General features: G+C 60.1%; 20 protein-coding genes. 11 read left to right on the forward strand and 9 right to left on the reverse strand.

Annotation, left to right across the window (positions count from 1 at the left end; all coding sequences use genetic code 11):
* Nucleotides 1-377 precede the first annotated feature (377 nt).
* Nucleotides 378-5,282, forward strand: a complete 4,905-nt coding sequence (locus J4E42_RS00120) for an NAD-glutamate dehydrogenase (RefSeq protein WP_207284244.1) — start codon at nt 378-380, stop codon at nt 5,280-5,282.
* Between the two features lie 162 nt (nt 5,283-5,444).
* On the opposite strand, the gene J4E42_RS00125 is transcribed toward J4E42_RS00120, so the two are convergent.
* From J4E42_RS00125 to J4E42_RS00140, 4 genes are all read right to left on the reverse strand, one after another.
* Nucleotides 5,445-6,155, reverse strand: a complete 711-nt coding sequence (locus J4E42_RS00125) for an ATPase (RefSeq protein WP_207284245.1) — start codon at nt 6,153-6,155, stop codon at nt 5,445-5,447.
* A gap of 225 nt (nt 6,156-6,380) precedes the next feature.
* Nucleotides 6,381-6,791 (reverse strand): cupin domain-containing protein, encoded by a 411-nt coding sequence (locus J4E42_RS00130; protein ID WP_008030133.1) that lies wholly within the window; start codon nt 6,789-6,791, stop codon nt 6,381-6,383.
* 300 nt (nt 6,792-7,091) lie between these two features.
* Nucleotides 7,092-7,385 carry a putative quinol monooxygenase gene (locus J4E42_RS00135; protein WP_008042903.1) on the reverse strand — a complete coding sequence of 98 codons (294 nt, stop codon included), beginning with the start codon at nt 7,383-7,385 and terminating at the stop codon, nt 7,092-7,094.
* Between the two features lie 122 nt (nt 7,386-7,507).
* Nucleotides 7,508-8,941 (reverse strand): PLP-dependent aminotransferase family protein, encoded by a 1,434-nt coding sequence (locus J4E42_RS00140; protein WP_207284246.1) that lies wholly within the window; start codon nt 8,939-8,941, stop codon nt 7,508-7,510.
* A gap of 201 nt (nt 8,942-9,142) precedes the next feature.
* On the opposite strand from J4E42_RS00140, the gene J4E42_RS00145 reads away from it, so the two are divergent.
* From J4E42_RS00145 to J4E42_RS00155, 3 genes are all read left to right on the forward strand, one after another.
* Nucleotides 9,143-9,583, forward strand: coding sequence for a carboxymuconolactone decarboxylase family protein (locus J4E42_RS00145; RefSeq protein WP_008030139.1), 441 nt, complete (start codon nt 9,143-9,145; stop codon nt 9,581-9,583).
* 75 nt (nt 9,584-9,658) lie between these two features.
* Nucleotides 9,659-10,639: a LysR family transcriptional regulator gene (locus J4E42_RS00150; RefSeq protein WP_207284247.1), complete on the forward strand. Its 981-nt coding sequence runs from the start codon at nt 9,659-9,661 to the stop codon at nt 10,637-10,639.
* A 173-nt stretch (nt 10,640-10,812) separates the two neighbouring features.
* Nucleotides 10,813-11,334 (forward strand): GNAT family N-acetyltransferase, encoded by a 522-nt coding sequence (locus tag J4E42_RS00155; protein ID WP_207284248.1) that lies wholly within the window; start codon nt 10,813-10,815, stop codon nt 11,332-11,334.
* A 1-nt stretch (nt 11,335) separates the two neighbouring features.
* Here the strand turns inward: J4E42_RS00155 and J4E42_RS00160 are convergent, their stop codons facing one another.
* Nucleotides 11,336-12,028, reverse strand: a complete 693-nt coding sequence (locus tag J4E42_RS00160; RefSeq protein ID WP_207284249.1) for an aspartate/glutamate racemase family protein — start codon at nt 12,026-12,028, stop codon at nt 11,336-11,338.
* Between the two features lie 78 nt (nt 12,029-12,106).
* On the opposite strand from J4E42_RS00160, the gene J4E42_RS00165 reads away from it, so the two are divergent.
* Nucleotides 12,107-12,874, forward strand: coding sequence for a helix-turn-helix domain-containing protein (locus J4E42_RS00165; RefSeq protein WP_207284250.1), 768 nt, complete (start codon nt 12,107-12,109; stop codon nt 12,872-12,874).
* A 69-nt stretch (nt 12,875-12,943) separates the two neighbouring features.
* Nucleotides 12,944-13,438 carry a hypothetical protein gene (locus J4E42_RS00170; protein ID WP_008042914.1) on the forward strand — a complete coding sequence of 165 codons (495 nt, stop codon included), beginning with the start codon at nt 12,944-12,946 and terminating at the stop codon, nt 13,436-13,438.
* A gap of 94 nt (nt 13,439-13,532) precedes the next feature.
* Here the strand turns inward: J4E42_RS00170 and J4E42_RS00175 are convergent, their stop codons facing one another.
* Together J4E42_RS00175 and ccoN are read right to left on the reverse strand one after the other, a co-directional pair.
* A complete protein-coding gene (locus J4E42_RS00175; protein ID WP_192416470.1) occupies nt 13,533-13,754 on the reverse strand; it encodes a cbb3-type cytochrome c oxidase subunit 3 in 222 nt (73 codons plus the stop codon).
* 14 nt (nt 13,755-13,768) lie between these two features.
* Nucleotides 13,769-15,196, reverse strand: a complete 1,428-nt coding sequence (ccoN, locus tag J4E42_RS00180) for a cytochrome-c oxidase, cbb3-type subunit I (protein ID WP_207284251.1) — start codon at nt 15,194-15,196, stop codon at nt 13,769-13,771.
* 303 nt (nt 15,197-15,499) lie between these two features.
* Here ccoN and J4E42_RS00185 point away from each other — a divergent pair, with 303 nt between their 5' ends.
* The 4 genes from J4E42_RS00185 (at nt 15,500) to J4E42_RS00200 (ending at nt 19,894) form a co-directional block, all read left to right on the forward strand.
* Complete coding sequence (locus J4E42_RS00185) at nt 15,500-16,561, forward strand: glycosyl hydrolase family 18 protein (RefSeq protein WP_207284252.1); 1,062 nt, start codon at nt 15,500-15,502, stop codon at nt 16,559-16,561.
* A gap of 125 nt (nt 16,562-16,686) precedes the next feature.
* Nucleotides 16,687-18,360 (forward strand): nitrite/sulfite reductase, encoded by a 1,674-nt coding sequence (locus tag J4E42_RS00190; protein ID WP_207284253.1) that lies wholly within the window; start codon nt 16,687-16,689, stop codon nt 18,358-18,360.
* Complete coding sequence (locus J4E42_RS00195) at nt 18,357-18,836, forward strand: DUF934 domain-containing protein (RefSeq protein ID WP_207284254.1); 480 nt, start codon at nt 18,357-18,359, stop codon at nt 18,834-18,836. The genes J4E42_RS00190 and J4E42_RS00195 overlap by 4 nt, the downstream gene beginning before the upstream one ends.
* An 89-nt stretch (nt 18,837-18,925) precedes the next feature.
* Complete coding sequence (locus J4E42_RS00200) at nt 18,926-19,894, forward strand: hypothetical protein (protein WP_207284255.1); 969 nt, start codon at nt 18,926-18,928, stop codon at nt 19,892-19,894.
* A gap of 116 nt (nt 19,895-20,010) precedes the next feature.
* Here the strand turns inward: J4E42_RS00200 and J4E42_RS00205 are convergent, their stop codons facing one another.
* The gene (locus J4E42_RS00205) at nt 20,011-22,365 is read right to left on the reverse strand and encodes a tetratricopeptide repeat protein (RefSeq protein WP_207284256.1); all 2,355 of its coding nucleotides are present in this window, start codon (nt 22,363-22,365) and stop codon (nt 20,011-20,013) included.
* Nucleotides 22,366-22,578: 213 nt separating this feature from the next.
* Here J4E42_RS00205 and J4E42_RS00210 point away from each other — a divergent pair, with 213 nt between their 5' ends.
* Complete coding sequence (locus tag J4E42_RS00210; protein ID WP_008030171.1) at nt 22,579-23,250, forward strand: DUF3313 domain-containing protein; 672 nt, start codon at nt 22,579-22,581, stop codon at nt 23,248-23,250.
* A 117-nt stretch (nt 23,251-23,367) separates the two neighbouring features.
* Here the strand turns inward: J4E42_RS00210 and J4E42_RS00215 are convergent, their stop codons facing one another.
* A complete protein-coding gene (locus J4E42_RS00215; protein ID WP_207284257.1) occupies nt 23,368-25,881 on the reverse strand; it encodes a fused MFS/spermidine synthase in 2,514 nt (837 codons plus the stop codon).
* Nucleotides 25,882-26,014: the final 133 nt, after the last annotated feature.

The following is a 26,014-nucleotide window of genomic DNA, read 5'->3' on the forward strand; positions in this document are numbered from 1 at the left end:
CTGGCACGAAGGTGCTGTAAATCCGGGCATAAAACGCCCAATTTCCTACACGGCTGCTAGTGTTGTCCGATACGCAGGGCGTTGGCTGCGTGCCGATGACCGAATATGTCGCAGCGCTGCAAGCACGGGCCTTGCCGCACTGGTTAAGCTGCGCAACGGATGAGCACCTGTAAAGACATTGCGCTGTCGATCTGCCAGTCGTTTTTGCAGATGCCCATTCATGGAAGGTGAATGTGACCTGAGTGTCTCGTCCAGCTTCACCCACCTGTCACCCTGTTTCCTCTGCCCGAGAATCAGGAACCGGGTGACGGATCGCCCCGAAAGGGGTTTTGCACGCGACGCTTCCATCAATAACAAGCCCAAGCGGAGTACCACAGATGGCGTTCTTCACCGCAGCCAGCAAAGCCGACTTCCAGCACCAACTGCAAGCGGCACTGGCGCAGCACATCAGTGAACAGGCACTGCCACAAGTGGCGCTGTTCGCTGAACAATTCTTCGGCATCATTTCCCTTGACGAGCTGACCCAGCGTCGGCTGTCCGACCTCGCCGGCTGCACCCTTTCTGCGTGGCGCCTGCTTGAGCGCTTCGATCACGCGCAACCGCAGGTTCGCGTCTTCAACCCTGATTACGAACGCCACGGCTGGCAGTCGACCCACACCGCGGTCGAAGTGCTGCACCACGACCTGCCTTTCCTGGTGGACTCGGTGCGCACCGAGCTGAACCGTCGCGGCTACAGCATTCATACCCTGCAAACCACTGTGCTGAGCGTGCGTCGCGGCAGCAAAGGCGAGTTGCTGGAAATCCTGCCTAAAGGCACCCAGGGCGAAGGGATCCTGCAAGAATCCCTGATGTACCTGGAAATCGACCGTTGCGCGAACACCGCAGAACTGAATGTCCTGAGCAAAGAGCTGGAACAGGTTCTCGGTGAAGTCCGCGTCGCGGTTGCCGATTTCGAGCCGATGAAAGCCAAGGTCCAGGAAATCCTGACCGGCCTCGACAACAGCAAATTTGCGGTCGACGGCGAAGAAAAAGCTGAAATCAAAAGCTTCCTGGAATGGCTGGTGGGCAACCACTTCACCTTCCTCGGCTACGAAGAATTCGTGGTTCAGGATGAAGCCGATGGCGGTCACATCGTTTACGACCAGAATTCCTTCCTCGGCCTGACCAAGCTGCTGCGTACCGGCCTGACCTACGATGACCTGCGCATCGAAGACTACGCCGTGAACTACCTGCGCGAACCGACCCTGCTGTCGTTCGCCAAGGCTGCGCACCCAAGCCGTGTACACCGTCCGGCTTACCCGGACTACGTGTCGATCCGCGAGATCGACGCCGACGGCAAGGTCATCAAGGAATGCCGTTTCATGGGCCTGTACACCTCGTCGGTGTATGGCGAGAGCGTGCGGGTCATTCCGTACATCCGCCGCAAGGTCGAAGAGATCGAACGCCGTTCCGGCTTCCAGGCCAAGGCTCACCTGGGCAAGGAACTGGCGCAGGTGGTCGAAGTGCTGCCGCGTGATGACCTGTTCCAGACCCCGGTCGACGAGCTGTTCAGCACCGTGATGTCGATCGTGCAGATCCAGGAACGCAACAAGATTCGCGTGTTCCTGCGCAAAGACCCGTACGGCCGTTTCTGCTACTGCCTGGCCTACGTGCCACGTGATATCTACTCCACCGAAGTGCGCCAGAAGATCCAGCAAGTGCTGATGGATCGCCTGAAAGCCTCGGACTGCGAGTTCTGGACCTTCTTCTCCGAGTCCGTACTGGCCCGCGTGCAACTGATTCTGCGCGTCGATCCGAAGAACCGTCTGGACATCGACCCGCTGCAACTGGAAAACGAAGTGATCCAGGCCTGCCGCAGCTGGCAGGACGACTACGCCAGCCTGGTGGTGGAAAGCTTCGGCGAAGCCCACGGCACCAACGTGCTGGCGGACTTCCCGAAAGGCTTCCCGGCCGGTTATCGCGAGCGTTTCGCTGCGCATTCGGCTGTGGTCGACATGCAGCACCTGCTGAGCCTGAACGAAAAAAATCCATTGGTGATGAGCTTCTATCAGCCACTGGGTCAGGTCTCCGGCCAGCGCGAGCTGCACTGCAAGCTGTATCACGCCGATACCCCGCTGGCCCTGTCCGACGTGCTGCCGATTCTGGAAAACCTCGGCCTGCGTGTGCTGGGTGAGTTCCCGTATCGCCTGCGTCACAACAATGGCCGCGAGTTCTGGATTCACGATTTCGCGTTCACCGCCGCCGAAGGCCTGGAACTCGACATCCAGCAACTCAACGACACCTTGCAGGACGCCTTCGTCCACATCGTGCGTGGCGATGCCGAGAACGATGCGTTCAACCGTCTGGTACTGACCGCCGGCCTGCCATGGCGCGATGTTGCGCTGCTGCGTGCCTATGCACGCTACATGAAGCAGATTCGCCTGGGCTTCGACCTCGGCTACATCGCCAGCACCCTGAACAACCACACCGACATCGCTCGCGAGTTGACCCGGTTGTTCAAGACCCGCTTCTACCTGGCGCGCAAGCTGGCCACCGATGATCTGGAAGACAAGCAGCAGCGTCTGGAACACGCGATTCTGGCAGCACTGGACGACGTCCAGGTGTTGAACGAAGACCGCATCCTGCGTCGCTACCTCGACCTGATCAAAGCGACCCTGCGGACCAACTTCTACCAGACCGATGCCCACGGTCAGAACAAGTCCTACTTCAGCTTCAAGTTCAATCCGCACCAGATTCCAGAGCTGCCGAAGCCGGTTCCGAAGTTCGAAATCTTCGTCTACTCGCCTCGCGTCGAAGGCGTGCACCTGCGCTTCGGCAACGTGGCTCGCGGCGGTCTGCGCTGGTCTGACCGTGAAGAAGACTTCCGTACCGAAGTCCTGGGCTTGGTAAAAGCCCAGCAAGTGAAGAACTCGGTCATCGTGCCGGTCGGCGCGAAGGGCGGCTTCCTGCCGCGTCGCCTGCCACTGGGCGGCAGCCGTGACGAGATTGCGGCCGAGGGCATCGCGTGCTACCGCATCTTCATTTCGGGCCTGTTGGACATCACCGACAACCTGAAAGACGGCGCACTGGTACCGCCGGCCAACGTCGTGCGTCATGACGACGATGACCCGTACCTGGTGGTCGCTGCGGACAAGGGCACTGCAACCTTCTCCGACATCGCCAACGGCATCGCCATCGACTACGGCTTCTGGCTGGGTGACGCGTTCGCCTCCGGTGGTTCCGCCGGTTACGACCACAAGAAAATGGGCATCACCGCCAAAGGCGCATGGGTTGGCGTACAACGTCACTTCCGCGAGCGCGGCATCAATGTCCAGGAAGACAGCATCACGGTAGTGGGCGTCGGCGACATGGCCGGTGACGTGTTCGGTAACGGCTTGCTGATGTCCGACAAGCTGCAACTGGTCGCAGCGTTCAACCACCTGCACATCTTCATCGACCCGAACCCTGAGCCGGCGAACAGCTTCGCCGAGCGTCAGCGCCTGTTCGATCTGCCACGTTCGGCATGGTCGGATTACGACACCAGCATCATGTCGGAAGGCGGCGGGATCTTCTCGCGCAGTGCGAAAAGCATCGCGATTTCCCCGCAGATGAAAGAGCGCTTCGACATTCAGGCCGACAAGCTGACCCCGACCGAACTGCTGAATGCCTTGCTCAAGGCACCGGTAGACCTGTTGTGGAACGGCGGTATCGGTACTTACGTCAAAGCCAGCAGCGAAAGCCACGCCGATGTCGGCGACAAGGCCAACGATGCACTGCGTGTGAACGGCAACGAACTGCGCTGCAAAGTCGTGGGCGAGGGCGGTAACCTCGGTATGACCCAATTGGGTCGTGTCGAATTCGGCCTCAATGGCGGCGGTTCCAACACCGACTTCATCGACAACGCCGGTGGCGTGGATTGCTCCGACCACGAAGTGAACATCAAGATCCTGCTGAACGAAGTGGTTCACGCCGGTGACATGACCGACAAGCAACGTAACCAGTTGCTGGCGAGCATGACCGACGAAGTCGGCAACCTGGTGCTGGGCAACAACTACAAGCAGACTCAGGCCCTGTCCCTGGCGGCCCGCCGTGCCTTCGTGCGGATTGCCGAATACAAGCGCCTGATGAACGATCTGGAAGGCCGTGGCAAGCTGGATCGTGCCATCGAGTTCCTGCCGTCGGAAGACGCGATCAACGAACGCCTCGCGGAAGGCCACGGCCTGACCCGTGCCGAGCTGTCGGTGCTGATCTCCTACAGCAAGATCGACCTCAAGGCGCAGTTGCTGGACTCCCGTGTACCGGACGACGACTACCTGACCCGCGACATGGAAACTGCTTTCCCGCCAACACTGGTGAGCAAGTTCTCCGAAGCCATGCGTCGTCACCGCCTGAAGCGCGAGATCGTCAGCACCCAGATCGCCAACGATCTGGTGAACCACATGGGCATCACCTTCGTTCAGCGACTCAAAGAGTCGACCGGCATGAGCCCGGCGAACGTGGCCGGTGCGTACGTGATCGTGCGTGACATCTTCCATCTCCCGCACTGGTTCCGTCAGATCGAAGCCCTGGATTACCAGGTTTCCGCTGACGTACAACTGGAGCTGATGGACGAGCTGATGCGTCTGGGCCGTCGCGCTACGCGCTGGTTCCTGCGTGCCCGCCGCAACGAGCAGAACGCTGCCCGTGACGTTGCGCACTTCGGTCCGCACCTGAAGGAGTTGGGTCTCAAGCTCGACGAACTGCTGAGCGGCGAGATCCACGAAAACTGGCAGTCCCGTTATCAGGCGTACGTCGAAGCCGGTGTGCCGGAGTTGCTGGCGCGCATGGTGGCTGGTACTTCGCACCTGTACACGCTGCTGCCGATCATCGAGGCCTCCGACGTGACCGGCCAGAACCCTGCGGACGTGGCGAAAGCTTACTTCGCCGTGGGCAGCGCGCTGGACGTCACCTGGTACCTGCAACAGATCAGCGCTCTGCCGGTTGAAAACAACTGGCAGGCCCTGGCCCGTGAAGCGTTCCGCGATGACGTCGACTGGCAGCAACGTGCGATCACCATCTCTGTCCTGCAACAGGGCGGCGGCACTCAGGATGTGGAAACACGCCTGGCGCTGTGGATGGAAGAGAACGAAGGCATGATCGAACGCTGGCGCGCCATGCTGGTGGAAATCCGTGCAGCGAGCGGCACTGACTACGCGATGTATGCGGTAGCCAACCGTGAGTTGCTGGACCTGGCGTTGAGCGGCCAAGCGGTGGTGCCTGCCGCTGCTGTCACTGCCAGTGCCGAGCTGGAACCGGCGGCCTGATCAGTCGCTGAATGAAAAAGCCCCGCATTGAGAGATGCGGGGCTTTTTTTTGTCTGAATGTTTTGTGGTGTTTTGGCGGGCCCCATCGCCGGCAAGCCGGCTCCTACAAAGTTTCGCATTTCTACCGTAGGAGCCGGCTTGCCGGCGATGGGGCCATCCGTCTCAATACAACTTCTGAACTGATGTGTTATCAATCATCGACACTTTATCTGTCGGCCTGGTCAATAAATTACTGAGCGACTGGTCAAACTTCTGCAATGCCCGAACTTGCACATTCTGCTGTTCATTAATATCCGCCACGATCTCTTCGCTGCGTTTATAGTCCGCCCACACCGGGCTCAATGCTTTGGCGTCATGCCCTTGCGCAGTCCCGATGTAATTGAAGTTGGCATCATAAAAGTCTGCACTTACATCGGCCTTGATATCCGAACTGCGCGAGGTGATCAATTGACTGCGGGTGTCGACAATCGCGACCACGTCCGGTTTCGCCGCCCTGAGGCTTTGCATGTCCGGGTACACCGTGACCGAGCCGAACTGGCGCTGCAACGAGGCCTTGACCCAATCCACCGCCAGATCGGGTTTGGAGGTGGCGACATAGGCATCATGTATCGGTTGCACCAGCAGGCTCTGGCCAAAACCGGTGCCGGCATTGGCCTGATAGTCCTGCAGGTAGGCGCGGTTAGTCTGGGTGTTGCGGCTGTAGACGATGCCCAGCGAGACCTGACCGCCGTTGGCGACATGGGTGGCGTTGCTGCGGCCGACGGGTGCGCTGAAGAGACCGTCGAGTGAAGAAACTGCCGTCGGTGCAGTGGGAATTGAGCAACCGGTTAAAACAGCGGCAAACGACAAGGTGCTGACAAGTGCAAGTTTCATGGGTGTTTCTCCAGTGAAACAACTTGAGTCGGAAGTTAAAGTTGCCGGTGTCGGCAGTGACTTCAGACTAAACCTGTGGCGGCTGAATGAAATAGCCAATTCATGAGCTTGTCAGGTGACCAATAGTATTGTTTGGTTTAAAAGTTGCCGGTTAATTGCGTCGGGCAATAAAAAGGCCCGAACTTTCGATTCGGGCCTGTTTATTTATGGCTGTACGTTCAGCTATCAGTTTTCCAATGGGATCAGCACTTTCTCGTCGGGGGACAACACCATGAACACCAGGAGTTTGGCCGGCTTGGTTGCGCTGGCATTTTTCGAGACCAGATGCTCCGAACCGGCGGCTTCATACCAGTACTCGCCAGCCTTGTAGGTTTTCGGTTGCTCGCCTTTCACCTGGGAAGTGATCGAGCCCGAAATCACATACGCCATTGCGGTGCCTTCGTGCTTGTGGGCGATGGAGGACTGGCCCGGCTTGTAGTCGACTTCGATCATCAGCGCCTTTTTGCCCGGGACGTTCTTCAGTACTTCATCTTGCAGAATCGTGACTTTTTCCGAAGGATCATGGGCGAATGCCGAGGCAGAAACGCTCAGGGCGAGGACGGCAAGCGGGGTGGCCAATAAACGCAAAACTTTCATGATTCATCACCTGCGGGGGGTTAGTTGTCGCAAACAACGTTAGTCCGCCAGTGACCGCAATCAAACAGCCAATTCGGCAGAAGGTCAGGGGACCAATCCGGATTTACGCAAGGCAATGCAAAACCTGTAGGAGCCGGCTTGCTGGCGATCGCATCACCGCAGTGCATCAGGCACACCGAGGTGAATGGATCGCCTGTAGGAGCCGGCTTGCCGGCGATCGCATCACCGCAGTGCATCAGGTACACCGCGGTGAATGGATCGCCTGTAGGAGCCGGCTTGCCGGCTCCTACAGGGGGGGGGTTAACGGATCGGGAAGCTGTTGAAGTCCACGGCGTTCGCCAATTGGCAATCGATCAGGTCGATGAAACCTTGCGCCTGTGGGGTGTTGAAATGCGATTGCATGGCCGCTTCCGATTGCCAGCGGGCGCTGACGTTCCAGCGGTTGCTGTCCTCGGGGCAGCGGTCGACCATATAGGATTCGCAGCCCGGTTGTTCACGCAGGGTTTCGACAATCTTTTGCAGTTGCTTACCCAGTTCGTCCGAGCGGCCGGCTGCGGCCTGCACCTTTACGGTGTTGATCACTTCGTTGGACATTGCTCACACTCCTGAATCAGGCCGGACGAATCCTGCTCATTGAGGGATAACGCTTACGAGGATAGGCCTGCGCTTGCGGACCGCCAATAGCCAATTGCCGGATAAAAACCCAGACCAATCGCTCAGGCGATTTGCTGAAAAATGTCGCGCAAACGGTCCAGCGCGGTGTCGATGTCCAGGGTTTCGATGGCGCCAAACCCCATGAGAAGCCCAGCCTGCGGGGCCCGCTGGTAGTAAAAGGTATCGATGGAATACAGCCCGACTTCGACCTTTTTCGCCAGTTCGATCAGCAATGGCATATCGATAGGCACTTTGCACATAAGCACCATGTGGAAACCCGCCGTGCTCGGGATCGCTTCGAGCCAGGGAGACAGGTCACCGGCGATACGCGCGAGGATGCGTTCGCGACGCCCGGCGTAGATCGTATGACAGCGCCGGATGTGCTTGAGCAGGCAACCTTCGGCAATGAATTTGGCCAGCGCCCATTGGGGCAGGGTGGAGGTGTGCAGGTCGGTGAGTTGCTTGGCGCGGATCACCGCTTCGAGAATCGCCGGCGGCAAAATCGCGTAGCCGAGGCGCAGTTCCGGCAGCAGGGTTTTCGAAAAGGTCCCGACGTAGGCGACGATCCCGCGCTCATCCATGCTTTGCAGCGAGTCAGTGGGCCGGCCTTCGTACCGGAATTCACTGTCGTAATCGTCCTCGATGATGATCGCGCCCAACTCGTAGGCGCGCTCCAGCAGCGCCACGCGACGTGCCTGGCTCATCGGCATGCCGAGCGGAAACTGGTGGGACGGCGTGACATAAATCAGCCGGGTGCCAAGGGGGATTTGGTCGACCTGGATGCCGTCTGCGTCGACCGGTACGCCGATCACCGTGGCGCCGTGGCTGCCGAACAGCAGGCGCGCGGGCGGGTAACCGGGGTCTTCCATGGCGACGATGCTGCCGGGGCGCGTGATCACGCGGGAGATCAGGTCCAGCGCTTGTTGCGCACCGTTGCACACCACCACGTCTTCGTCCTGGCAATTCACCCCACGGGAAAACGCGATGTGCCGGGCGATCGCATTGCGCAGCGCCGGCAGGCCTTCAGGCAAGCTGTAGAAGCCTTTGGAACCGGACATCTGACGCAGCGCGTGGGAGGTACAGCGCCGCCAATCGTCCTGCGGAAACTGGCCCTTGCTGGTGGCGCCACCGATGAAGTCATAACGCAGCGAGCCTTCCAGCGTCGGGTGACGCAAAAACACCGGTAAATTGCGCCACGACTCGATGACCTCGGCGCTTGCCAACTGCGAATGGCTTTGCTTGGGCTGCGCTTTGGCCGTCCGGGCATTGACGTAGGTGCCTTTGCCGATCACCCCGGTCAGGAAGTTTTCATAGGTCAGTTGCGCGTACGTGTCGGAAATGGTCTTGCGCGAGATGCCCAGCTGTTCGGCCAGCAGACGGCTGGGCGGCAGTTGCGTCCCGGCTGCCAGGCGACCGGATTCGATGGCGCTGCGCAGTTGGTTGTACAACTGGCCTGCCAGGTCCTTGCGGCCGTTGATGACAACATGAAGTTCCATACCGGCGGGGCTCCTGGGCGGTTAAGGCGCGTGTGCGTCGCGCCAGATTACGCGCAAGCGCCGCCGTGCAGAAGTTGCGTGGGGGAAAAAGCGCGGATTGGTCTGCTCGGAGTGGTCCACCGGTATTTCGCGCAATTGGATCTGTAACGCCGGCGCATCAGCGCTTACCGTGAAAACATCTATCAATCCACGAGGCACGCCATGACTTCCCGTCTGGATTACTACAGCGCGTCGCCCAAAGCGATGAAAGCGATGATCGCCATGGAGGCGCTGACCAGCAACCTGAGCATCGAGCCGGCGCTGCTGCACCTGATCAAGATCCGCGCCTCGCAGCTCAACGGCTGCGCCTTCTGCACCGACATGCACTCGGTGGACGCGCGACGCCTCGGCGAGACCGACCGGCGTCTGTATTCGATTGTGGTCTGGCGCGACAGCGGCTTTTTCAACCCACGCGAGCGCGCGGCGCTGGCCTGGACCGAAGCGGTCACCTTGCTCTCGCAAAGCCATGTGCCGGACGACGTCTACGCCCAGGCCCGGGAACAGTTCAGCGAGAGCGAAATGGTCGACCTGACCATCGCCGTCACCACCATCAACAGCTGGAATCGCCTGGCGGTGAGTTTCCGCCAGTCCCCCAGCGCGTGATGACGCTGTCACATCAGGTTCATGAACGTTGCGCAGGATGAGGTTTTTAAAGGACAGATCGACAGGGAGTCATTGATGTCATTCATGGAAACCGCCGGGCGCCAGAGCCCTGCCGAATACCGCTCGCCGGTAAACACCTCGTCATCCATACATGCGCAGGCCGCCGCGCTTGACCCGCAACTGGCGCAAGCGTTCATGGTCAGTGCCCGCTGCGGTTGTTTCATGCAGGCGTCGCGCAGTCTCAACATCAAGGCGACGTTGCTGCGCAAGCAGTTGGCGCAACTCGAAGCGCACCTGCAGTGCTCGCTGTTCAGCCATGGCGACAATGGGGTCGCCCTCAGTCGTGAAGGCTTGCAACTTCAGGCGCAGTTGATTGCCTTGGCCCATGAACGCGACTTGCCGGTGATCGAACAGCCCTTGGTGCGTTTGGCCGTCGCCGAATCGATCCTGCATGACATCCTCGGTCGCGACCTGGTGGCCTTGCTGCGCCGCAACGCCAGTGTGCGTCTGGAGATCATCTCCCTCGACAGCGAGCTGGCCCTGCGCGCCGTCAGCGCCGATGTGGTGGTGTGGCTGGCGGGCACCGATTCACCGCTGCCGGGCCCGAGTTTTGCCGTCGGCGAGCCGCGACGTCTGGCGCGGCTCGACTACCTGCCGCACATTGCCAAGCGTTATTCACGCACTGCGTCACGCCCGGACAACCTCGATGACCTCGCTGATTTCCTGCTGGTGCAATGGCAGCCTCATCGTCAGGTCGAGAGCTTTGTGCCGTGGAATGCGCTGGTGGATCAGCGCCTCGCCGGGGTGGTGCAGTTGCATGCCTATGAGCTGATGCTGGAGATGATCCGTTGCAGCGCCTGTATCGGTTTGCTGCCTGGTTACATGAGCCATTTCGACCGTGGTCTGATCGCTCTGCCGGGGTTGTTTGGCCCGCCGATGCAGCGCCAGGTGTGGATGGCGGTCAATGCGCAGTCGCAGGATGAGGCGCAGGTGCAGATGATCGTCGAACTGGTTCAAAACACCTTCAATGAGCGCCGGGAGTGGTTCGAAGCCTGACCAATACCAACTGTAGGAGCGAGCCTGCTCGCGATAGCGTCCGGACAGTCAACATCGATGTTGAATGTTATGGCCCTATCGCGAGCAGGCTCACTCCTACATTTGGTATTCGCCATGCTGGAAGATTGCGTTGTAGAGTGAGCGGCCATGTCTGTATCAAGGATGAATCACCCATGCCCGTCACTGACGCTGTCATTACGCTTGAACGCTTCAACGAATCCCACCTCGAAGGCATCACCGCGCTTTACAACGAGCCAGCGATTACCCGGCAAGTGCTGCAAATGCCGTTTCAGTCCATCGAGGTCTGGCGCAAACGCCTGGATCCGGGCAACGAACGGCATGTGCAACTGGTGGCGCTGAGTCAGGGGAGGGTGATCGGCAACATCGGTCTTGAGCAGTTTTCGCGCATCCGCCGCAGTCATGCTGCCAATTTCGGCATGGGTGTCTCTGAGGCGTGGCAGGGCAAGGGTGTTGGCTCGAAGCTGCTGGCCACCGCGCTGGACATCTCCGACAACTGGATGAATCTGCAACGGGTCGAGCTGTCGGTGTACGCCGACAACGAAGCAGCCATCGGTTTGTACCGCAAGTTTGGTTTTGAAACCGAAGGCTTGTTTCGGGACTACGCCGTGCGTGACGGAGTGTTGGTGGACACCTTGAGCATGGCGCGTCTGCGCCGCACGCCCAAGGCCGGTTGATTCACTCGCCCAGTGCGAACGTCACCGCCGCCTGCGCATGCAATTCGGTGGTGTCGAGCAGGGGCAGGGTGCTGTGTTCGGGTTTGATCAGCAGGCCGATTTCGGTGCAGCCGAGGATGATGACCTGGGCGCCGCGCTGGCTCAGGGATTCGATCACCTGCTGATAAATCCGGCGTGACACCTCACTGATCACCCCGACGCACAACTCGTCGTAGATGATCCGGTGCACGGCTTGACGCTCCCCGGCGTCCGGCACCAGTACGGTCAACCCCATCGACGTCAGGCGTTCCTTGAGAAAGTCCTGTTCCATGGTGAACGCAGTCCCCAGCAACCCGACGTTCAGCGCACCGGCATCCACCGCCGCCTGTCCGGCCGGGTCGGCGATGTGCAGGAACGGAATGTTGATCGCCGCCTGAATCTGCCCGGCGACCTTGTGCATGGTGTTGGTGCACAGCACCACGCAATCGGCGCCGCCAGCCTCCAGCCGCCGCGCGGCATCCACCAGAATCAGCGCCGCATCATCCCAGCGACCGGCATGCTGGGCCTGTTCGACAGGCCCGAAGTCGACGCTGTACATTAGCAGTTTCGCCGAACGCAACGGCCCGAGCCGGTCGCGTACCTGTTGGTTGATGAGGCGGTAATACTCGGCGCTGGACTCCCAGCTCATGCCGCCGATAAGGCCGATGGTGCGCATGGCGTGCTCCTGTTGATGGCAACCCTTTGTCTGGGAGTATCCTGTGGCGCTTCACGGCTTTCTATCAGGAAATTTCACATGCTGAGCCAAAGGCTGCCGGGCGCTAAAGTCAGCTTGCAACTTCTGCCCCGTGCCGCATACAGCGCCCGCGATCCGGCGCAGTCGCGAACCCTTGGGGTGACGCTGGAGCGCCAGCAGGGTGTGCACGCGATTGACTCGGATCGGCGGGTGGATTTCGATACGTTGCCCGGTGTTCTGGCGTATACCCCGGTGGGCGTCGAAGTGTTTTCCGAATCGTCCAGCGGTGGCGAATACTTGCTGATGCAGCTGGACGAATCATTTGCCGATGAGCAATTGCCCGCCATTGGCCATCGCGTACAGTCTTGCGGCAATCGACAGGCGCTGAGCCTGGCGCGCGAAGTGCGGCGTTTGTTGCTGGCGCCAAAACCCGACCTACTGGCACTGGAGCAATGTGCCCTGGGATTTGTGGGGTTGGCGCAACCGCAGGTCGAAATGGCTCATCGGCCCGCGCCAGCCGCACTCGCCCAAGTGCTGGACCTGATCGCAGAACAATTCCATCTGCCCCTCACGCTGCAACAACTGGCGGCGGCCTACGGCCAGAACGAGCTGCGCTTTCTGCGCGACTTTACCCGGGCCATCGGCCTGACACCGCACGCTTACCTCGTTGAAGTACGACTTCAGGCGGCACGGCGGATGATCGAGCACACCCGGCTGAGCCTGGCTGACATCGCCCTTGATGCCGGTTTCGCCCACCAGTCGCACATGGGCAGCGCCTTCCGCAAATTCCTCGCCATGACCCCCAGCCAATACCGCTCACGCTTTTAGTCGTACGCCCGCCGCGTGCATCTGCCATGCTCAAAGTCCGCAGCACTGTTTCAACAAAGGAACACCGCAATGGACGACGTACAACAACTGGGCGAGATGCTTCGCCACTACGCAGACAGCGAAGCGCACAAAAAACAACTATTCGAGTCGCAATCGGCCGTGTGGGCGACGCGCATTGGCGAGCTGTTTGATCAGATCCAGCAATGGCTGGAACCGGTCCGGGCGCCGAACCTGCTGGAAGTCAGCCGTGAGGCGTATGTCGCTTCGGGGCCGAGTGTTCCGGTCGAGACGTCAACGTTCAAGACCGAGAAACTGGGCATCGTGATCGCCGGCAAACCCGTGGAGTTCGTGCCGGATGTGATGGGTACCGGTGGGCAGATTTCCCTGGCGGTGATGGGTTTGACCGCCGCGCGGTATGGCAGCATTTCGCTGGTGTGCCTGCCGCCGTCCAACAACTGGCAATGGCGCAAGACCAATGGTTTGAAGGACCCGGACACCTTTGCCTTCGACGCGAATTTTCTGGCGCAGCAGTTGCAGAATCTGATCCCTAGAGATCGCGGCTGATCCGAGACCGCCATCGCTGGCAAGCCAGCTCCTACAGGGGATGCGTCGCACTTGTAGGAGCTGGCTTGCCAGCGATGGGGTCATCAGCTTCGAATCACATATCCAGATTCACCCATCCCGGTTTTGCCACTTCCGGCGCAACCGCCTTCACCACTTTCCCCGTCGCCAACTCCACCCGTCGTGCCACCTCCGGGTCATCGGCAAACGGGATCAGGCTCGCTTCCTCCAGACTTTCTGCCGTCTGCTGCTTCAGGCAGTACTCGACCGCCAGCCAAAGCCCCGCAACACCCACGATATTCAACACGATCTCGAACATCTCAGCTCCTCGCCTCAGGCAATCCGTGCATCACGTTCAGCCATCGCCACGTCGGAAACCCGCACGGTGCGCCAGGCGTTGTACGCCATCAACAGCATGCCGCTGAGGAAGAACACACCGCCGGCAAACCGCACTACAAATCCGGGATGACTGGCCTGCAAGGCTTCGACGAAGGAATAGGTCAGCGTGCCGTCGTCGTTGATCGCGCGCCACATCAGGCCCTGGGTGATGCCGTTGACCCACATCGAGGCGATGTACAGCACAGTGCCGATGGTCGCCAGCCAGAAATGCAGGTTGATCAGCGGCGTGCTGTACATCTGCTCGCGGCCGAAGACTTTCGGAATCATGTGGTAGACCGCGCCGAAGGTGATCATCGCCACCCAACCGAGGGCGCCGGCGTGCACGTGGCCGATGGTCCAGTCGGTGTAGTGGGAGAGGGCGTTCACGGTTTTGATCGCCATCATCGGCCCCTCGAAGGTCGACATGCCGTAGAAGGCCAGCGACAGCACCAGAAAACGCAAAATCGGATCGGTGCGCAATTTATGCCAGGCGCCCGAGAGCGTCATCATGCCGTTGATCATCCCGCCCCAGCTCGGCGCCAGCAGGATCAACGACATGGCCATGCCCAACGACTGCGCCCAGTCCGGCAACGCGGTGTAGTGCAAATGGTGCGGGCCGGCCCAGATGTACAGGGTGATCAACGCCCAGAAATGCACGATGGACAAGCGATAGGAGTACACCGGCCGCCCGACCTGTTTCGGCACGAAGTAATACATCATCCCGAGGAACCCGGTCGTCAGGAAAAACCCCACCGCGTTGTGCCCGTACCACCACTGCACCATGGCGTCGGTGGCGCCGGAATACACCGGGTAGGACTTGAACCAGTCCACCGGAATCGACAGGTGATTGACCACGTGCAGCATGGCGATCACCACGATGAACGCGCCGAAAAACCAGTTGCCGACGTAAATGTGATGGGTCTTGCGTTGCACCACCGTCGTGAAAAATACGATGGCGTACGCCACCCAGACCACGGTCATCCACACCGCGCCGGAGAACTCGATCTCGGCGTATTCCTTGGTAGTGGTGTAGCCCAGCGGAAGGGTGATCAGCATCACCACGATGACCGATTGCCAACCCCAGAAGGTGAAGGCGGCGAGGGTGTCCGAGTACAGCCGCACCTGGCAGGTACGCTGCACTGCGTAATAACTGGCGGCGAACTGCGCGCTGCCGGCAAAGCCGAAAATCACCAGGCTGGTGTGCAGCGGACGCAAACGCCCGAACGAGGTCCAAGGCAGGTCGAGGTTCATCTCGGGCCACACCAGTTGCGAGGCGATCCACACCCCCATCGCCATCCCCACGACGCCCCAGAAAATGGTCGCCACGACGAATTGGCGGACGACCTTGTAGTTATAGGCCTGTCCGATTGTTGCTGTGCTCATGGTCAATGCTTCCACGGTTGCAAAGTCTTGCCAGGCCACCCGGACTGGCATGCCGTGAACTGTAGAAACCTCATCGAAAACAAAACAGATTCAGGAAAGCGCAATTAATACGGATCAGATAAAGGCGCCGTACCTGTCAGAGTTGACAGTATCGGCGGATTGAATCCAGCGGTTTAATAAACCCGCTGACGCATTGGGTAGTGGTGAGTTCCAGTGGTTGCGTTCAAGGCAAGTCAGCCCTGCCGGTCATGGCGATCAGGAGGGCACTTTCATACAGGATGTTCTGAACTCAAGGGTGAACCAATGACAACTTTCACTTATACAGGCCCCAAGGCGCCTGCCGATGACGCGTCTGTGATGCCCGATGTTCGCGGTAAAAAGATATTCATGGGTTTTTGGCATAACTGGGGGCCGAGTGCCGGGTATCAAGGCGGATTGACGGGGGAAGTGCAACTGGAAGACATCCCCGTCGAATACAACGTTGTGGCCGTCGCGTTCATGAAGGGGGCCGGTATCCCGACATTCAAGCCATACAATCAAACCGATGCGGAGTTTCGGCGTCAGGTCGGCGTACTCAACAAGCAAGGTCGCGCGGTGCTGATTTCACTGGGGGGCGCCGATGCCCACATTGAGCTGCGTAATGGTCAGGAACAGGCGTTTGCCGCTGAAATTATCCGATTGGCGGAAGTCTATGGTTTTGATGGGTTGGACATCGATCTGGAGCAGACTGCTATCGACTTTGCCGATAACAATAAGGTGATTCCGGCGGCGCTTAAACTGGTCAGGGAACACTACGGGAAAGAGGGTAAACACTTCATCATCAGCATGGCGCCAGAGTTCCCGCACTTGACACAAAGCGGCAGGAACGTTCGAGGGCAGGCCGAAGGCGAATTTATCGAATTGCTTGCGGACGGGAAATACATACCGTATCTGACTGCGCTGAAGGACCATTACGACTTCATTGCCCCGCAATACTACAACCAGAACGGTGATGGGCTTTATGTGCCAGGCCTTAATCCACCCTGGCTGGCGCAAAACGATGGCGTGCGCAAGGAAGAGTTCCTCTACTACCTGACCACCGCATTGGTAACAGGTACTTATGGGTTCACCAAAATCCCTGCCGACAAATTCGTTATCGGCTTGCCCAGCAGTATCGATGCCGCCGCCAACGGGTATGTAGTTGATCCCGCTTTTGTGAAAAATGCACTCAAGCGACTGGTAAAAGACGGCAACGGGATCAGAGGCTTGATGACGTGGTCGTGCAGTTGGGAGTGTGGCACCAACAAGGCCGGTGATTCGTACGATTGGCGCTTCAAAAGGATTTACGCACCCATCGTTGATGAGATGTCGAAACAACCTCTGTAGTGATCCATAAAACTGATATGGTTTTTTTGAAGTCTCCTGAATCTGTAATGTTTTTCCGGTGCCCCTCATAGTCGCCTCATCGAAAACGAGCCACAGAGCCCGTCCCATCCTGATGAGGTAGCCACATGTATCAGTACGACGACTATGACCGGGCGCTGGTCTTCGAGCGGGTTGCGCAGTTTCGTGATCAGGTCGAACGCTTTACGGCAGGCGAGTTGAGCGAAGAGGAATTCCTGCCGTTGCGCTTGCAGAACGGCCTGTACATGCAAAAACACGCGTACATGCTGCGCGTGGCCATTCCCTACGGCACGCTCAGTGCGCAACAGATGCGTACGCTGGCGAGCATCGCCCGGGATTACGACCGTGGCTACGGCCACTTCACCACCCGCCAGAACATGCAGTTCAACTGGATCGAACTGGCCCAGGTGCCGGAAATCCTCGAACGCCTGGCCCAGGTAGAAATGCACGCGATCCAGACGTCCGGCAACTGCGTGCGCAACATCACCACCGAAGCCTTCGCCGGAGTTGCGGCGGACGAGTTGATCGACCCGCGACCGCTGGCGGAAATCCTGCGCCAATGGTCGACGATCAACCCGGAGTTCCTGTTCCTGCCACGCAAATTCAAGATCGCCATCTGCTCGGCCGTACAGGACCGCGCGGCGATCATGATGCACGACATCGGTCTTTATCTTTACCCCGGCGCCGACGGACAAATGCTCCTGCGGGTGATCGTTGGCGGTGGTTTGGGACGCACGCCGATTCTTGGCCTGCAGATTCGCGAAGGCTTGCCGTGGCAGCATTTGCTGTCGTATGTCGAAGCGGTGCTGCGGGTCTACAACCGCCACGGTCGGCGGGACAACAAGTACAAGGCGCGGATCAAGATTCTGGTCAAGGCACTCGGGATCGACGCTTTCGCCAGGGAAGTGGAGGAGGAGTGGCAGCATCTCAAAGACGGTCCGGCGCAGTTGACCGGCGATGAATATGCGCGTGTCGCCAGTGCCTTCGTGCCGCCGGATTACCGTTCGCTGTCCAGTACCGACCTGGAGTTCGGCACCCGCCTGGCCGAAAACAGTGCATTCGCCCGCTGGGTCTCGCGCAACGTCCAGCCGCACAAGGTGCCGGGCTACGCCAGTGTGGTGCTGTCGACCAAACCGGGCAGTGCTTCGCCGCCGGGAGATGTCACCGGCGAACAAATGGATGCCGTGGCCGCGTGGTCCGAGCAATTCGGTTTCGGCGAAATCCGAATTGCCCATGAACAGAACATCGTCCTGCCGGACGTACCGAAGTCGGACCTGTTCGCGCTCTGGCGTGTGGCCTGCGAGCACGGGTTGGGCAGTGCCAATGTCGGTTTGCTGACCGACATCATCGCGTGCCCCGGCGGCGACTTCTGTGCGTTGGCCAACGCCAAGTCGATCCCCATTGCGCAAGGCATTCAGGCGCGTTTTGACGACCTGGATTATCTGCACGATCTGGGCGACATCAGCCTCAACATTTCCGGTTGCATGAACGCCTGCGGTCATCACCACATCGGCAATATCGGCATTCTTGGCGTCGACAAGAACGGCAGCGAGTGGTACCAGATCACCCTCGGCGGCGCTCAGGGCAAGAACAGCGCGTTGGGCAAAGTCATCGGCCCGTCCTTCAGCGCGGCTGAGGTGCCCGAGGTGATCGAGCGGATCATCGCCACGTTCGTGCGTTACCGCGAGAGTGAGGAACTGTTCGTCGACACGTTGCAGCGCCTTGGTCTGGAGCCGTTCAAAGAGGCGGTCTATCCGAAGTTGCTGGAGGTGTCGGCATGAACAATCTGCTACGACTGGAGGCCGGTGTGGCGCGGATCGATAGCGCCGATCCGTGGACCCTGGTCAGGGATCCAGCCACCGGATTACCTTCAGGTCCGGTGATAGTGCCGCTGGCCTGCTGGCTGGAGGAACCCGGGCAGCAGGGCGTGTGGCTGGGGCCGGACGATGAGGTGGAAAGCCTCAAACCGTGGTTCGACCAACTGCCGCTGATTGCGCTGGACTTCCCGAGTTTTCGCGACGGTCGTGGTTACAGCCAGGCGTATTTGCTGCGCACCCGATTGGGCTGGACCGGCGAACTGCGCGCGGTCGGCGATGTCCTGCGCGATCAACTCAGCCACATGCGCCAATGCGGGTTCGACAGCTTTGCGGTGCGCGAGGACAAGTCCGCCGAGGACGCGCTCAAGGGCCTCGCCGGCATGAGCGTGTTGTATGGCCGCTCGGTGATCGAGCCTCGACCGTTGTTTCGGCGCCGCTGAAAACCACACGAGTTTTTGCTTTGGCCGGGGACCTCGTTTTGATAGAGTCCGCGCCTCATAAGGAAGCGGGTCAAAGAAAGGAGTCTGGTTTGAGCGCGGGCAAGAAAGTTTTAGGGCTGGTCGCAGTGTTGCTGATGGCGGCCCTGTGGGGCAGTTATGTGTACCTGTTCCAGGAGAACCGTGACGGGCAACTCGGGGCGTCAGCCGACAGTTCCGCCTGGTGCGGTACGCCACCAGCCAGCGATGCGGCGGCGCTGGGCAAGGATCACCTGACCCTGCGCATCACCAACAACGTACGGGGCGATTTCATGCTCTCGGGCGCGGTCATCGTCTCCGAGCGCACTTTCGATCGGTATGACCTCGGCCGCAACGAGTTGCGCCTGCGCCTGGAACCTCTTCAATGGTCCTACGGCGTCACGCCGATCTTCCTTGAGCAGGTCAGGATCAAACCGCTGAGTCGCAACCTCTCTTCGCTCGACAAAAGCGCCTACGCCGAGCTTGAATCCCGGCCCATCGGTGTGCAGGGTCGGGCGGCGGCGTTTCCGTTCGACACCTGGCGCTACGGCTACAAACCGGTGCTGTACATCCTCAAGGGCAATGAACGGATCGACCTGAAGTTCAAACGCATCACCACCCTCATGGAGATGTCCAATACCTTCACACCGATTCAAAAGTACAACCGGGTCGAGTACATCAACGAGAAAAATTCATTGGTTCGCGAGGACGATTACAAGCCCTACGCGGCCAATGAGTGCGCCTTCAGTGTCGAGCGCAAAGGCTCGTTCAAGGTGATTGTGCTGCTGTTGTTGCTGGTGATCTGCCTGCCGCTGATGCACGTGTTTTATCGTGACGAACCGGGCATCGATTTTCTCGCGACACTGGTGAGTATCGGCGCGATCCGCGTGCTGTTGGTGGGACCGCTGGAGGACTTCCAGTTGTACAACATCGACTTCCTGTTCGGCGCCGCGATTCTGTTGGTGGGCACGGTGTCGTTGATCAAGGCGATGCGGGCGAACAGTCGGCGGGAGTTGGCGTTGAAGAGTGGTTCTTCGTGGTGACGCAAGGTTAAGACCGTGGCGACGCTTTCGCGGGCAAGCCTCGCTCCTACAGGTATTGCGTAATCCTTGTAGGAGCGAGGCTTGCCCGCGAAGGGGCCCTCGAATCAACCCTCGGATCACTTCAACGCCGGATCCCCCATGTTCATCTTCTTCCAGCCCTGCAACAGCACCTGGGCCTTGGGCTCCTGTCCGTTTTCCAGGTAGTACTGGATCAACGATAACCGCGCATTGCGGTTCGCCGGTTGTACCTTCAACAACCGTTCCAGTTCCTCGCAGGCCTCATCGACCTTGCCGCTGTCATGCAGCGCCACCGCCAGCACGTAGCCGAACTGCGCGCTCTGGGGTTCCAGCCCGGCGGCTTTGCGCAGCACTGGCATGGCCTGGGCCGTTTTGCCCGCTCGTATCAGCGACAACCCTTGGGTATGCAGCAGCAAAGCGGCGTCCGGATGCTCCTTGATGCCCTGTTCCAGCAGGGCCTGTGCCTCCTGACTACGCCCACTGGCTTCGAGCCACTGCACCAGCGTCACCAGCGCCGGGTAAAAGTCCGGATCGCGCTGGAGCGCCGTGCGCAGCAGCGCTTCAACTTCAGCGCTGCGACCGCTGGCCTGATACAGCATGGCGAGGTTGAGGTTGGCTTCTGCACGTTCGGCCAGGCTCTTTTGCACAGCCTCATACTCGGCGATGGCGGCGTTCCAGTTCGCCTGAGCGCTGCCCAAACCGTCGCGGGCGACGCTGAGCAGATCCCGGGCGGCAGCGATGCGTACCGCTTTGACCGGGTCACCCAGTAACGGTGTCAGCAGTGGTGCGCGCTCCGGCGGCGGGAGGAACGCGCTGATCGCCCGAACGGCGCTTTCACGCACTTGCGGTGCCGGGTTGCGCAAGTCCTGAGTCGCCAGTTTCAACGCCTGTTCGCTGGGGTACAGCGGCAACTCGGCCAGCAGCGTTGCGCGCTGGATCGCCGGCAGGTTGCTGCGTTGCAGCTGTTCGTACAAGGCTTGCGCCGCGCCGGGCTGACCGTTGCGAATCAGCCACAGGCTTTCGTCGTAACGCGGCGCCTGGGGGGCGGTGGCTGCGGTGTTCCAGAGCTTGAATTGTTCAGTGATTTTGTCACCGGCCTTGCCCTGATGGCAGGTCAGGCAGGCGTCCGGCGTGCCGAGTTTTTTCGCCCGCTCAGGGTTGGGAATGCTGAAGCTGTGGTCATGCCGAAAGTCATTGCCCATGTAGAACTTGCCGGGCATGTGGCAATCCACGCACTGCGAACCCGGTTGCCCCATGACGTGGCGGGTGTGCTCGACAGAATCGTAGTTTTTCGCCTGCAAGCCCTTGCCCTCGACACCGGCCACCGAGGTTTTGCCGGCGCTGTTGTGGCATTGCAGGCAGACGCCGTTGCCCGGTGCCTTGAGTTCGTTGCTGTGGGGGTTGTGGCAGTTGCTGCAGCGCACGCCCTTGTCGAACATTTTGCTCTGGGCGAAGGAGCCGTGTTCGAACACTTCGTCCTTGATCTTGCCATCCAGCGCATACAACTCGCGGGTCAGGGGGCTGGGCAGATAGTCATCCATCAGCCGCTTGCCAACGGTGAAGCCATCGCCCAGCGGCGCGCGCCGTGAGTGGCAGCGGGCGCAGGTTTCGATCTCGACGGTCGCGTCCTTGTCTTTGAGGTCGACGGCGAAACCGGCGTGGATCAGATCAGTCTTTTTCGCGGTCCATTCCAGGTGGCTGGACGCCGGGCCGTGGCACGCCTGACAACCCACGCCAAGGCTGTTCCACTGACTGTCAAAGGTGTTTTTAGCCGCGTCGAAGTTGCGTTTGTAGCCGGTGGTATGGCACTCGACGCACATGAAATTGGCGTTCTGGCTCGGCTTGCTCCAGTGCAACGGGTTCTTGAAATTCACACCCTGGCCCGGATAGAGGTGAAACCAGCGGTGTTTCTCGGTATCCCAGGCGACGCCCAACGCCTGCAACCGACCGTCACCGACTTCAATCAAATACTGCTGCAACGGCGCGATGCCAAAGGTGTAGGCGACCTTGAAGTCAGCGTTGTTGCCATCAATGCCCGGTGTGTTGACCCAGAATTCGTCGTTCTTGCGCGAAAACCGGGTCGTCTCGTTTTCGGCCTTGAAGGTAACGTTGTTGAAGTCGCCGAGCATCGTCCCGGCGCTGGCTTCCTGCATCGCCAATTGGTGATGCGAGCCTTGCCAGTCCTTCACTTGTTCGCTGTGGCAAGCCTGGCACTGTTGCTCATCGACCATCTTCGCCGGCGCGGCGACCACGGGTTTTTCAGGAGCAATGACCGGTGTACTGAGCGGCGGCGCATAGGTCACCGGGGCCGGTTGGCTGCTGAACAGAAACCAGCCAATGCCCGCGATCGCCAGGAGCAGCACGCTGATGAGAACGGGAAACAGATAACGAGAAAACGAAGTCGGTGACGAATCAGGGTTTGGGGCGGCTGCTTTATTTTTATGTTTCGGCATTGCGACTTCCATAGTCCGGGTGCGTTTGCCGTCAGGCGCGCGTTCTAGCTCGATGCAGCTTTGACGGATGCCGGGCGTCTGTCAAATGACAGGTGTGATCCTCTGCGCGGCGATAGATGAATGTTGTGATTCTGCACAACAAAACGCGCTGCATTAGCTATACCTGTTAAACCGTTTCCAAACCGTAGTCGACCGCCCTACAGGAGTTACCGCATGAAGCTTGCATTGATGATGAGTACATTGTGTATTGCCTCGATCGGCGTAGTTGGCTGCGCCAGCAAAAAGGTCGAGCCAGACGAGTATTCAGGCTTCCTCAAAAATTACAGCCAACTCCAGGAAGCCAAGTCACCTTCGGGTGCCGTAGTGATGCGCTGGATCGATCCGAAAGTTGACATCAAGAAATTCCAAAGCGTGTACATCGAGCCGACCCAGCTGTATCCCAAGCCTCAGCCGACGGCAAAAATCCCTCAGACCACCCTGAACGGAATCACCAGTTATTACGATCAGGCGCTCAAACGCGAAATCGGCAAATCCCTGCCGCTGGCCTCAGGCCCTGGCCCGGGTGTGATTGTGGTGCGCGCCGCGATCACTGCCGTGAGCAGCAAGACCGAAGGGCTGAAGCCTTATGAAGTGATCCCGATTGCGCTGGTGGCAGCGGCGGTGAGTACGGCCAGCGGTATTCGTGATCAACAGACCGACCTGGCCACCGAAGCGGTGTTCCTGGACGGCGGCAGCAATAAAGTTGTGGCCCAGGTCGTGCGCAAGGGCACCGGCAAACCGCTGGAAAACGAATCGCAGGTGATGAAGGCCGATGACGTGAAAGGCGTGATCGATGGCTGGGCTGCGGATATGCATCAGTCGTATCTGAAGCTCAAATCCAAATAATGTATCGGGGCTGAGGGCCTCATCGCGAGCAGGCTCGCTCCCACATTGGATTTGTGATCGACACACAATCCATGTGGGAGCGAGCCTGCTCGCGATGGCGGACTCACACACGCCGCATCACTCCCCGACAAACCACCGGTAATACGGATTCCCCCCATCCCCGCGCATCACCTCGCGAATATCCCTGGCCCACGCATCACGGTCGCCGTCATAGGCATGCAGGCTCGCCCGATAGAACTGCATCAAGCGCTGCTGGTGCGCATTCATCCGCTCGATGAATCCCGCATCGGCATTCACTAACGGTGGCGCGACGTGCAAGTCCAGCAGGGCGGGGAGCACCCGACTGATCTCTTTGGCCCGCACCCACGGCGCATATTCGATACGCGGCTGGTCGTCGGTCACCGGCGGGGCATCGGCGGCGAAACGCTCCAGCCCTGTGCGATCGGTGACCCACGTGGCGAGCAAGGCGTTGGCGGAACCGATGCCCACGTCCTGTAACGTGCTGCGCACGCTGTCCTGCTGGAAACGCTCGCTGATTTTCGCCGCATCCAGCGCAATCGGCTCCATCGAACCCACCAGCAGCATTTCGTGGAACTCGCTGGTCCACACGTTGGCGTACGGGAAAACATCGAGAAAGCTGCGCACCAGGGCGCGTGAATCGTCGATGTTCTGCGTGGGCAGCGGCAGCCACTGCGCGACCAGCCCCTGTTTCTCAAGGCGACTGGCAGCCAGTTGGTAGAAGTCCCTGGAGTAAAGATTGACCACGCCGGCCGCGGAGGGCGGTGGCGGTTCAAGGGTGATCAAGTCATAGCGCTGCGGGTTGCGCAGCAGCTCCTGGCGCCCGTCGCGCAGGCGTACGTCAACGCCGGGATCGGCGGCGGCATTGAAGTTGCCTTTGAACAGCGGCGCAGCCTTGACCACCGAAGGCAGCAACTCGGCCACCACCCGGTGTTCCAGCCCCGGATAACGGGTCAATGCGCCCGCGGTGATGCCGGTGCCAAAGCCGATCACCAGCGCCGAGCGCGGTTCGCCGTTGTGGATCAGCAGCGGCAGCAGCGCCTGAATGCGCATGTAACGCAGGGACGGCATGGCGTCGCCGGTGTTGGACACGCCTTGAATGTACAAGCGCTGGAAGGCTTTCTGCCCCTTGCCCTGGGTGACCACCGCCACGGTCCCGCCGCGGCCTTCTTCATAGAAGGCCAGCGTGGCGTTGCGAGCACCGGGGAGCAGGCTGGCGAGTTTGTTCACCGGGGTAAATACCGCCACCGCCACCGACAACAAGCCGATAGCCACCACCGCTTGGCGCCGACCTTTCTTGACCCCGTGACCCTTGCGCACCGCGAAGTACCCGATCCCGGCGGCGACGATGGCCAACAGCCCCAATGTGCGTACCAGGCCCAGCCACGGAATCAGCACAAACCCGCAGAGCATCACCCCGACAATCCCGCCCAGCGTATTGAACGCCACGACAGCGCCGACATCCTGGCCGATCCGCTCGCGGCCAACGCTCAGGCGCAGGGCCAGGGGAAACGCCGCGCCCAACAACAGCGTCGGCACAAACACGATGCTTAACGCCGCCACCGCAAACCGCGCGCTCATGCCCGGCAACTCACTCGCACCCAGCGACAACACCCAGGCTTCGGCGAGGCTTTGCGCGACCACCAACCAGCGACCGAGCAGGGCGATTTCCAGCAACGCGACCAGCCCGGCGCCGGCGATCAGCAAACCGAATACTCCCCAGGGATCACGAATGCGCTCCACCCGACGGGCCAGCAGCACACTGCCGAGAAACAGCCCGGTGAGGTACGTCGCCAGCACCACGGCAAAGGCGTAGGTGCGGGTGCTCATGAACTGCACGATCGATTGCGACCAGACCAACTCATAACCGAGGGCCACGCCGCCGGCAATCGAGTACAGCCATAAGGCCAGTCGGTCGGGCGCTTTGCTCGACGTGTGTTTCGCCGGCGCAACGGCCGGCAGTGAACGGTGACGCTGAAACCACAAGGCGCCGGCGGCGGCCAGCAGGTTCAGCATCGCGGCGGCCAGGGCACTGCCGCGCACGCCGAGGGTGGCAATCAGCACGAACGCGGCAAGCAAGGTGCCGGCGATGGCCCCGGCGGTGTTCGCCGCGTAAAGCTGGCCGCCAGCCTTGCCCAGATTTAGCGGGTCAGTGGCCAGCGAGCGCACCAGCACCGGCAAGGTGCCGCCCATCAACAGCGCCGGAATACCCACCAACGCAAACGGCAATACCCATGCGGCCAGACCGATGTGTTGTTCCAGCCAGGCAAACGGGCTGGCCGCGAGGCTCATGGCAAAGGTCGCGCCGACACCCAGCACGGCCACCACCACTTCCAGTCCTGCATACAGCAGAACGGGCTGCTGCAATCGATCCGCCCAGCGTCCGAACAGCCATCCACCCAAGGCCAGCCCGGCAAAAAAAGCGCTGATACCGGTGGTGATTGCATAGACCTCGACGCCGACCACCAGCGACAGTTGCTTGATCCACAGCACCTGATACACCAGCGCCGCGGCACCGGAGACGAACAGCAACAGGGCCGGGATCAGCAGCGCGGGGGAGGCGGCATGAGGAACAGGAATGGCCGACGACTTGCTGGCGACACGTGAGGACATAGGGCTATTGCCTTGTACAAATTTCGAATTAAACACAAAACCATTGTAGGAGCCGGCTTGCCGGCGATAGCGGCCGTCCAGTCGATAAAAGTGTCGCCTGAAAAAACGCCATCGCCAGCAAGCCGGCTCCTAC

It is taken from the genome of Pseudomonas sp. FW300-N2A2, assembly GCF_017351735.1.
GTDB lineage: Bacteria > Pseudomonadota > Gammaproteobacteria > Pseudomonadales > Pseudomonadaceae > Aquipseudomonas > Aquipseudomonas migulae.

Coding starts and splice junctions, on each gene's coding strand:
- J4E42_RS00120 (WP_207284244.1), top strand. CDS start 378: ATGGCGTTCTTCACCGCAGCCAGCAAAGCCGACTTCCAGCACCAACTG.
- J4E42_RS00125 (WP_207284245.1), bottom strand. CDS start 6,155: ATGAAACTTGCACTTGTCAGCACCTTGTCGTTTGCCGCTGTTTTAACC.
- J4E42_RS00130 (WP_008030133.1), bottom strand. CDS start 6,791: ATGAAAGTTTTGCGTTTATTGGCCACCCCGCTTGCCGTCCTCGCCCTG.
- J4E42_RS00135 (WP_008042903.1), bottom strand. CDS start 7,385: ATGTCCAACGAAGTGATCAACACCGTAAAGGTGCAGGCCGCAGCCGGC.
- J4E42_RS00140 (WP_207284246.1), bottom strand. CDS start 8,941: ATGGAACTTCATGTTGTCATCAACGGCCGCAAGGACCTGGCAGGCCAG.
- J4E42_RS00145 (WP_008030139.1), top strand. CDS start 9,143: ATGACTTCCCGTCTGGATTACTACAGCGCGTCGCCCAAAGCGATGAAA.
- J4E42_RS00150 (WP_207284247.1), top strand. CDS start 9,659: ATGTCATTCATGGAAACCGCCGGGCGCCAGAGCCCTGCCGAATACCGC.
- J4E42_RS00155 (WP_207284248.1), top strand. CDS start 10,813: ATGCCCGTCACTGACGCTGTCATTACGCTTGAACGCTTCAACGAATCC.
- J4E42_RS00160 (WP_207284249.1), bottom strand. CDS start 12,028: ATGCGCACCATCGGCCTTATCGGCGGCATGAGCTGGGAGTCCAGCGCC.
- J4E42_RS00165 (WP_207284250.1), top strand. CDS start 12,107: ATGCTGAGCCAAAGGCTGCCGGGCGCTAAAGTCAGCTTGCAACTTCTG.
- J4E42_RS00170 (WP_008042914.1), top strand. CDS start 12,944: ATGGACGACGTACAACAACTGGGCGAGATGCTTCGCCACTACGCAGAC.
- J4E42_RS00175 (WP_192416470.1), bottom strand. CDS start 13,754: ATGTTCGAGATCGTGTTGAATATCGTGGGTGTTGCGGGGCTTTGGCTG.
- ccoN (WP_207284251.1), bottom strand. CDS start 15,196: ATGAGCACAGCAACAATCGGACAGGCCTATAACTACAAGGTCGTCCGC.
- J4E42_RS00185 (WP_207284252.1), top strand. CDS start 15,500: ATGACAACTTTCACTTATACAGGCCCCAAGGCGCCTGCCGATGACGCG.
- J4E42_RS00190 (WP_207284253.1), top strand. CDS start 16,687: ATGTATCAGTACGACGACTATGACCGGGCGCTGGTCTTCGAGCGGGTT.
- J4E42_RS00195 (WP_207284254.1), top strand. CDS start 18,357: ATGAACAATCTGCTACGACTGGAGGCCGGTGTGGCGCGGATCGATAGC.
- J4E42_RS00205 (WP_207284256.1), bottom strand. CDS start 22,365: ATGCCGAAACATAAAAATAAAGCAGCCGCCCCAAACCCTGATTCGTCA.
- J4E42_RS00210 (WP_008030171.1), top strand. CDS start 22,579: ATGAAGCTTGCATTGATGATGAGTACATTGTGTATTGCCTCGATCGGC.
- J4E42_RS00215 (WP_207284257.1), bottom strand. CDS start 25,881: ATGTCCTCACGTGTCGCCAGCAAGTCGTCGGCCATTCCTGTTCCTCAT.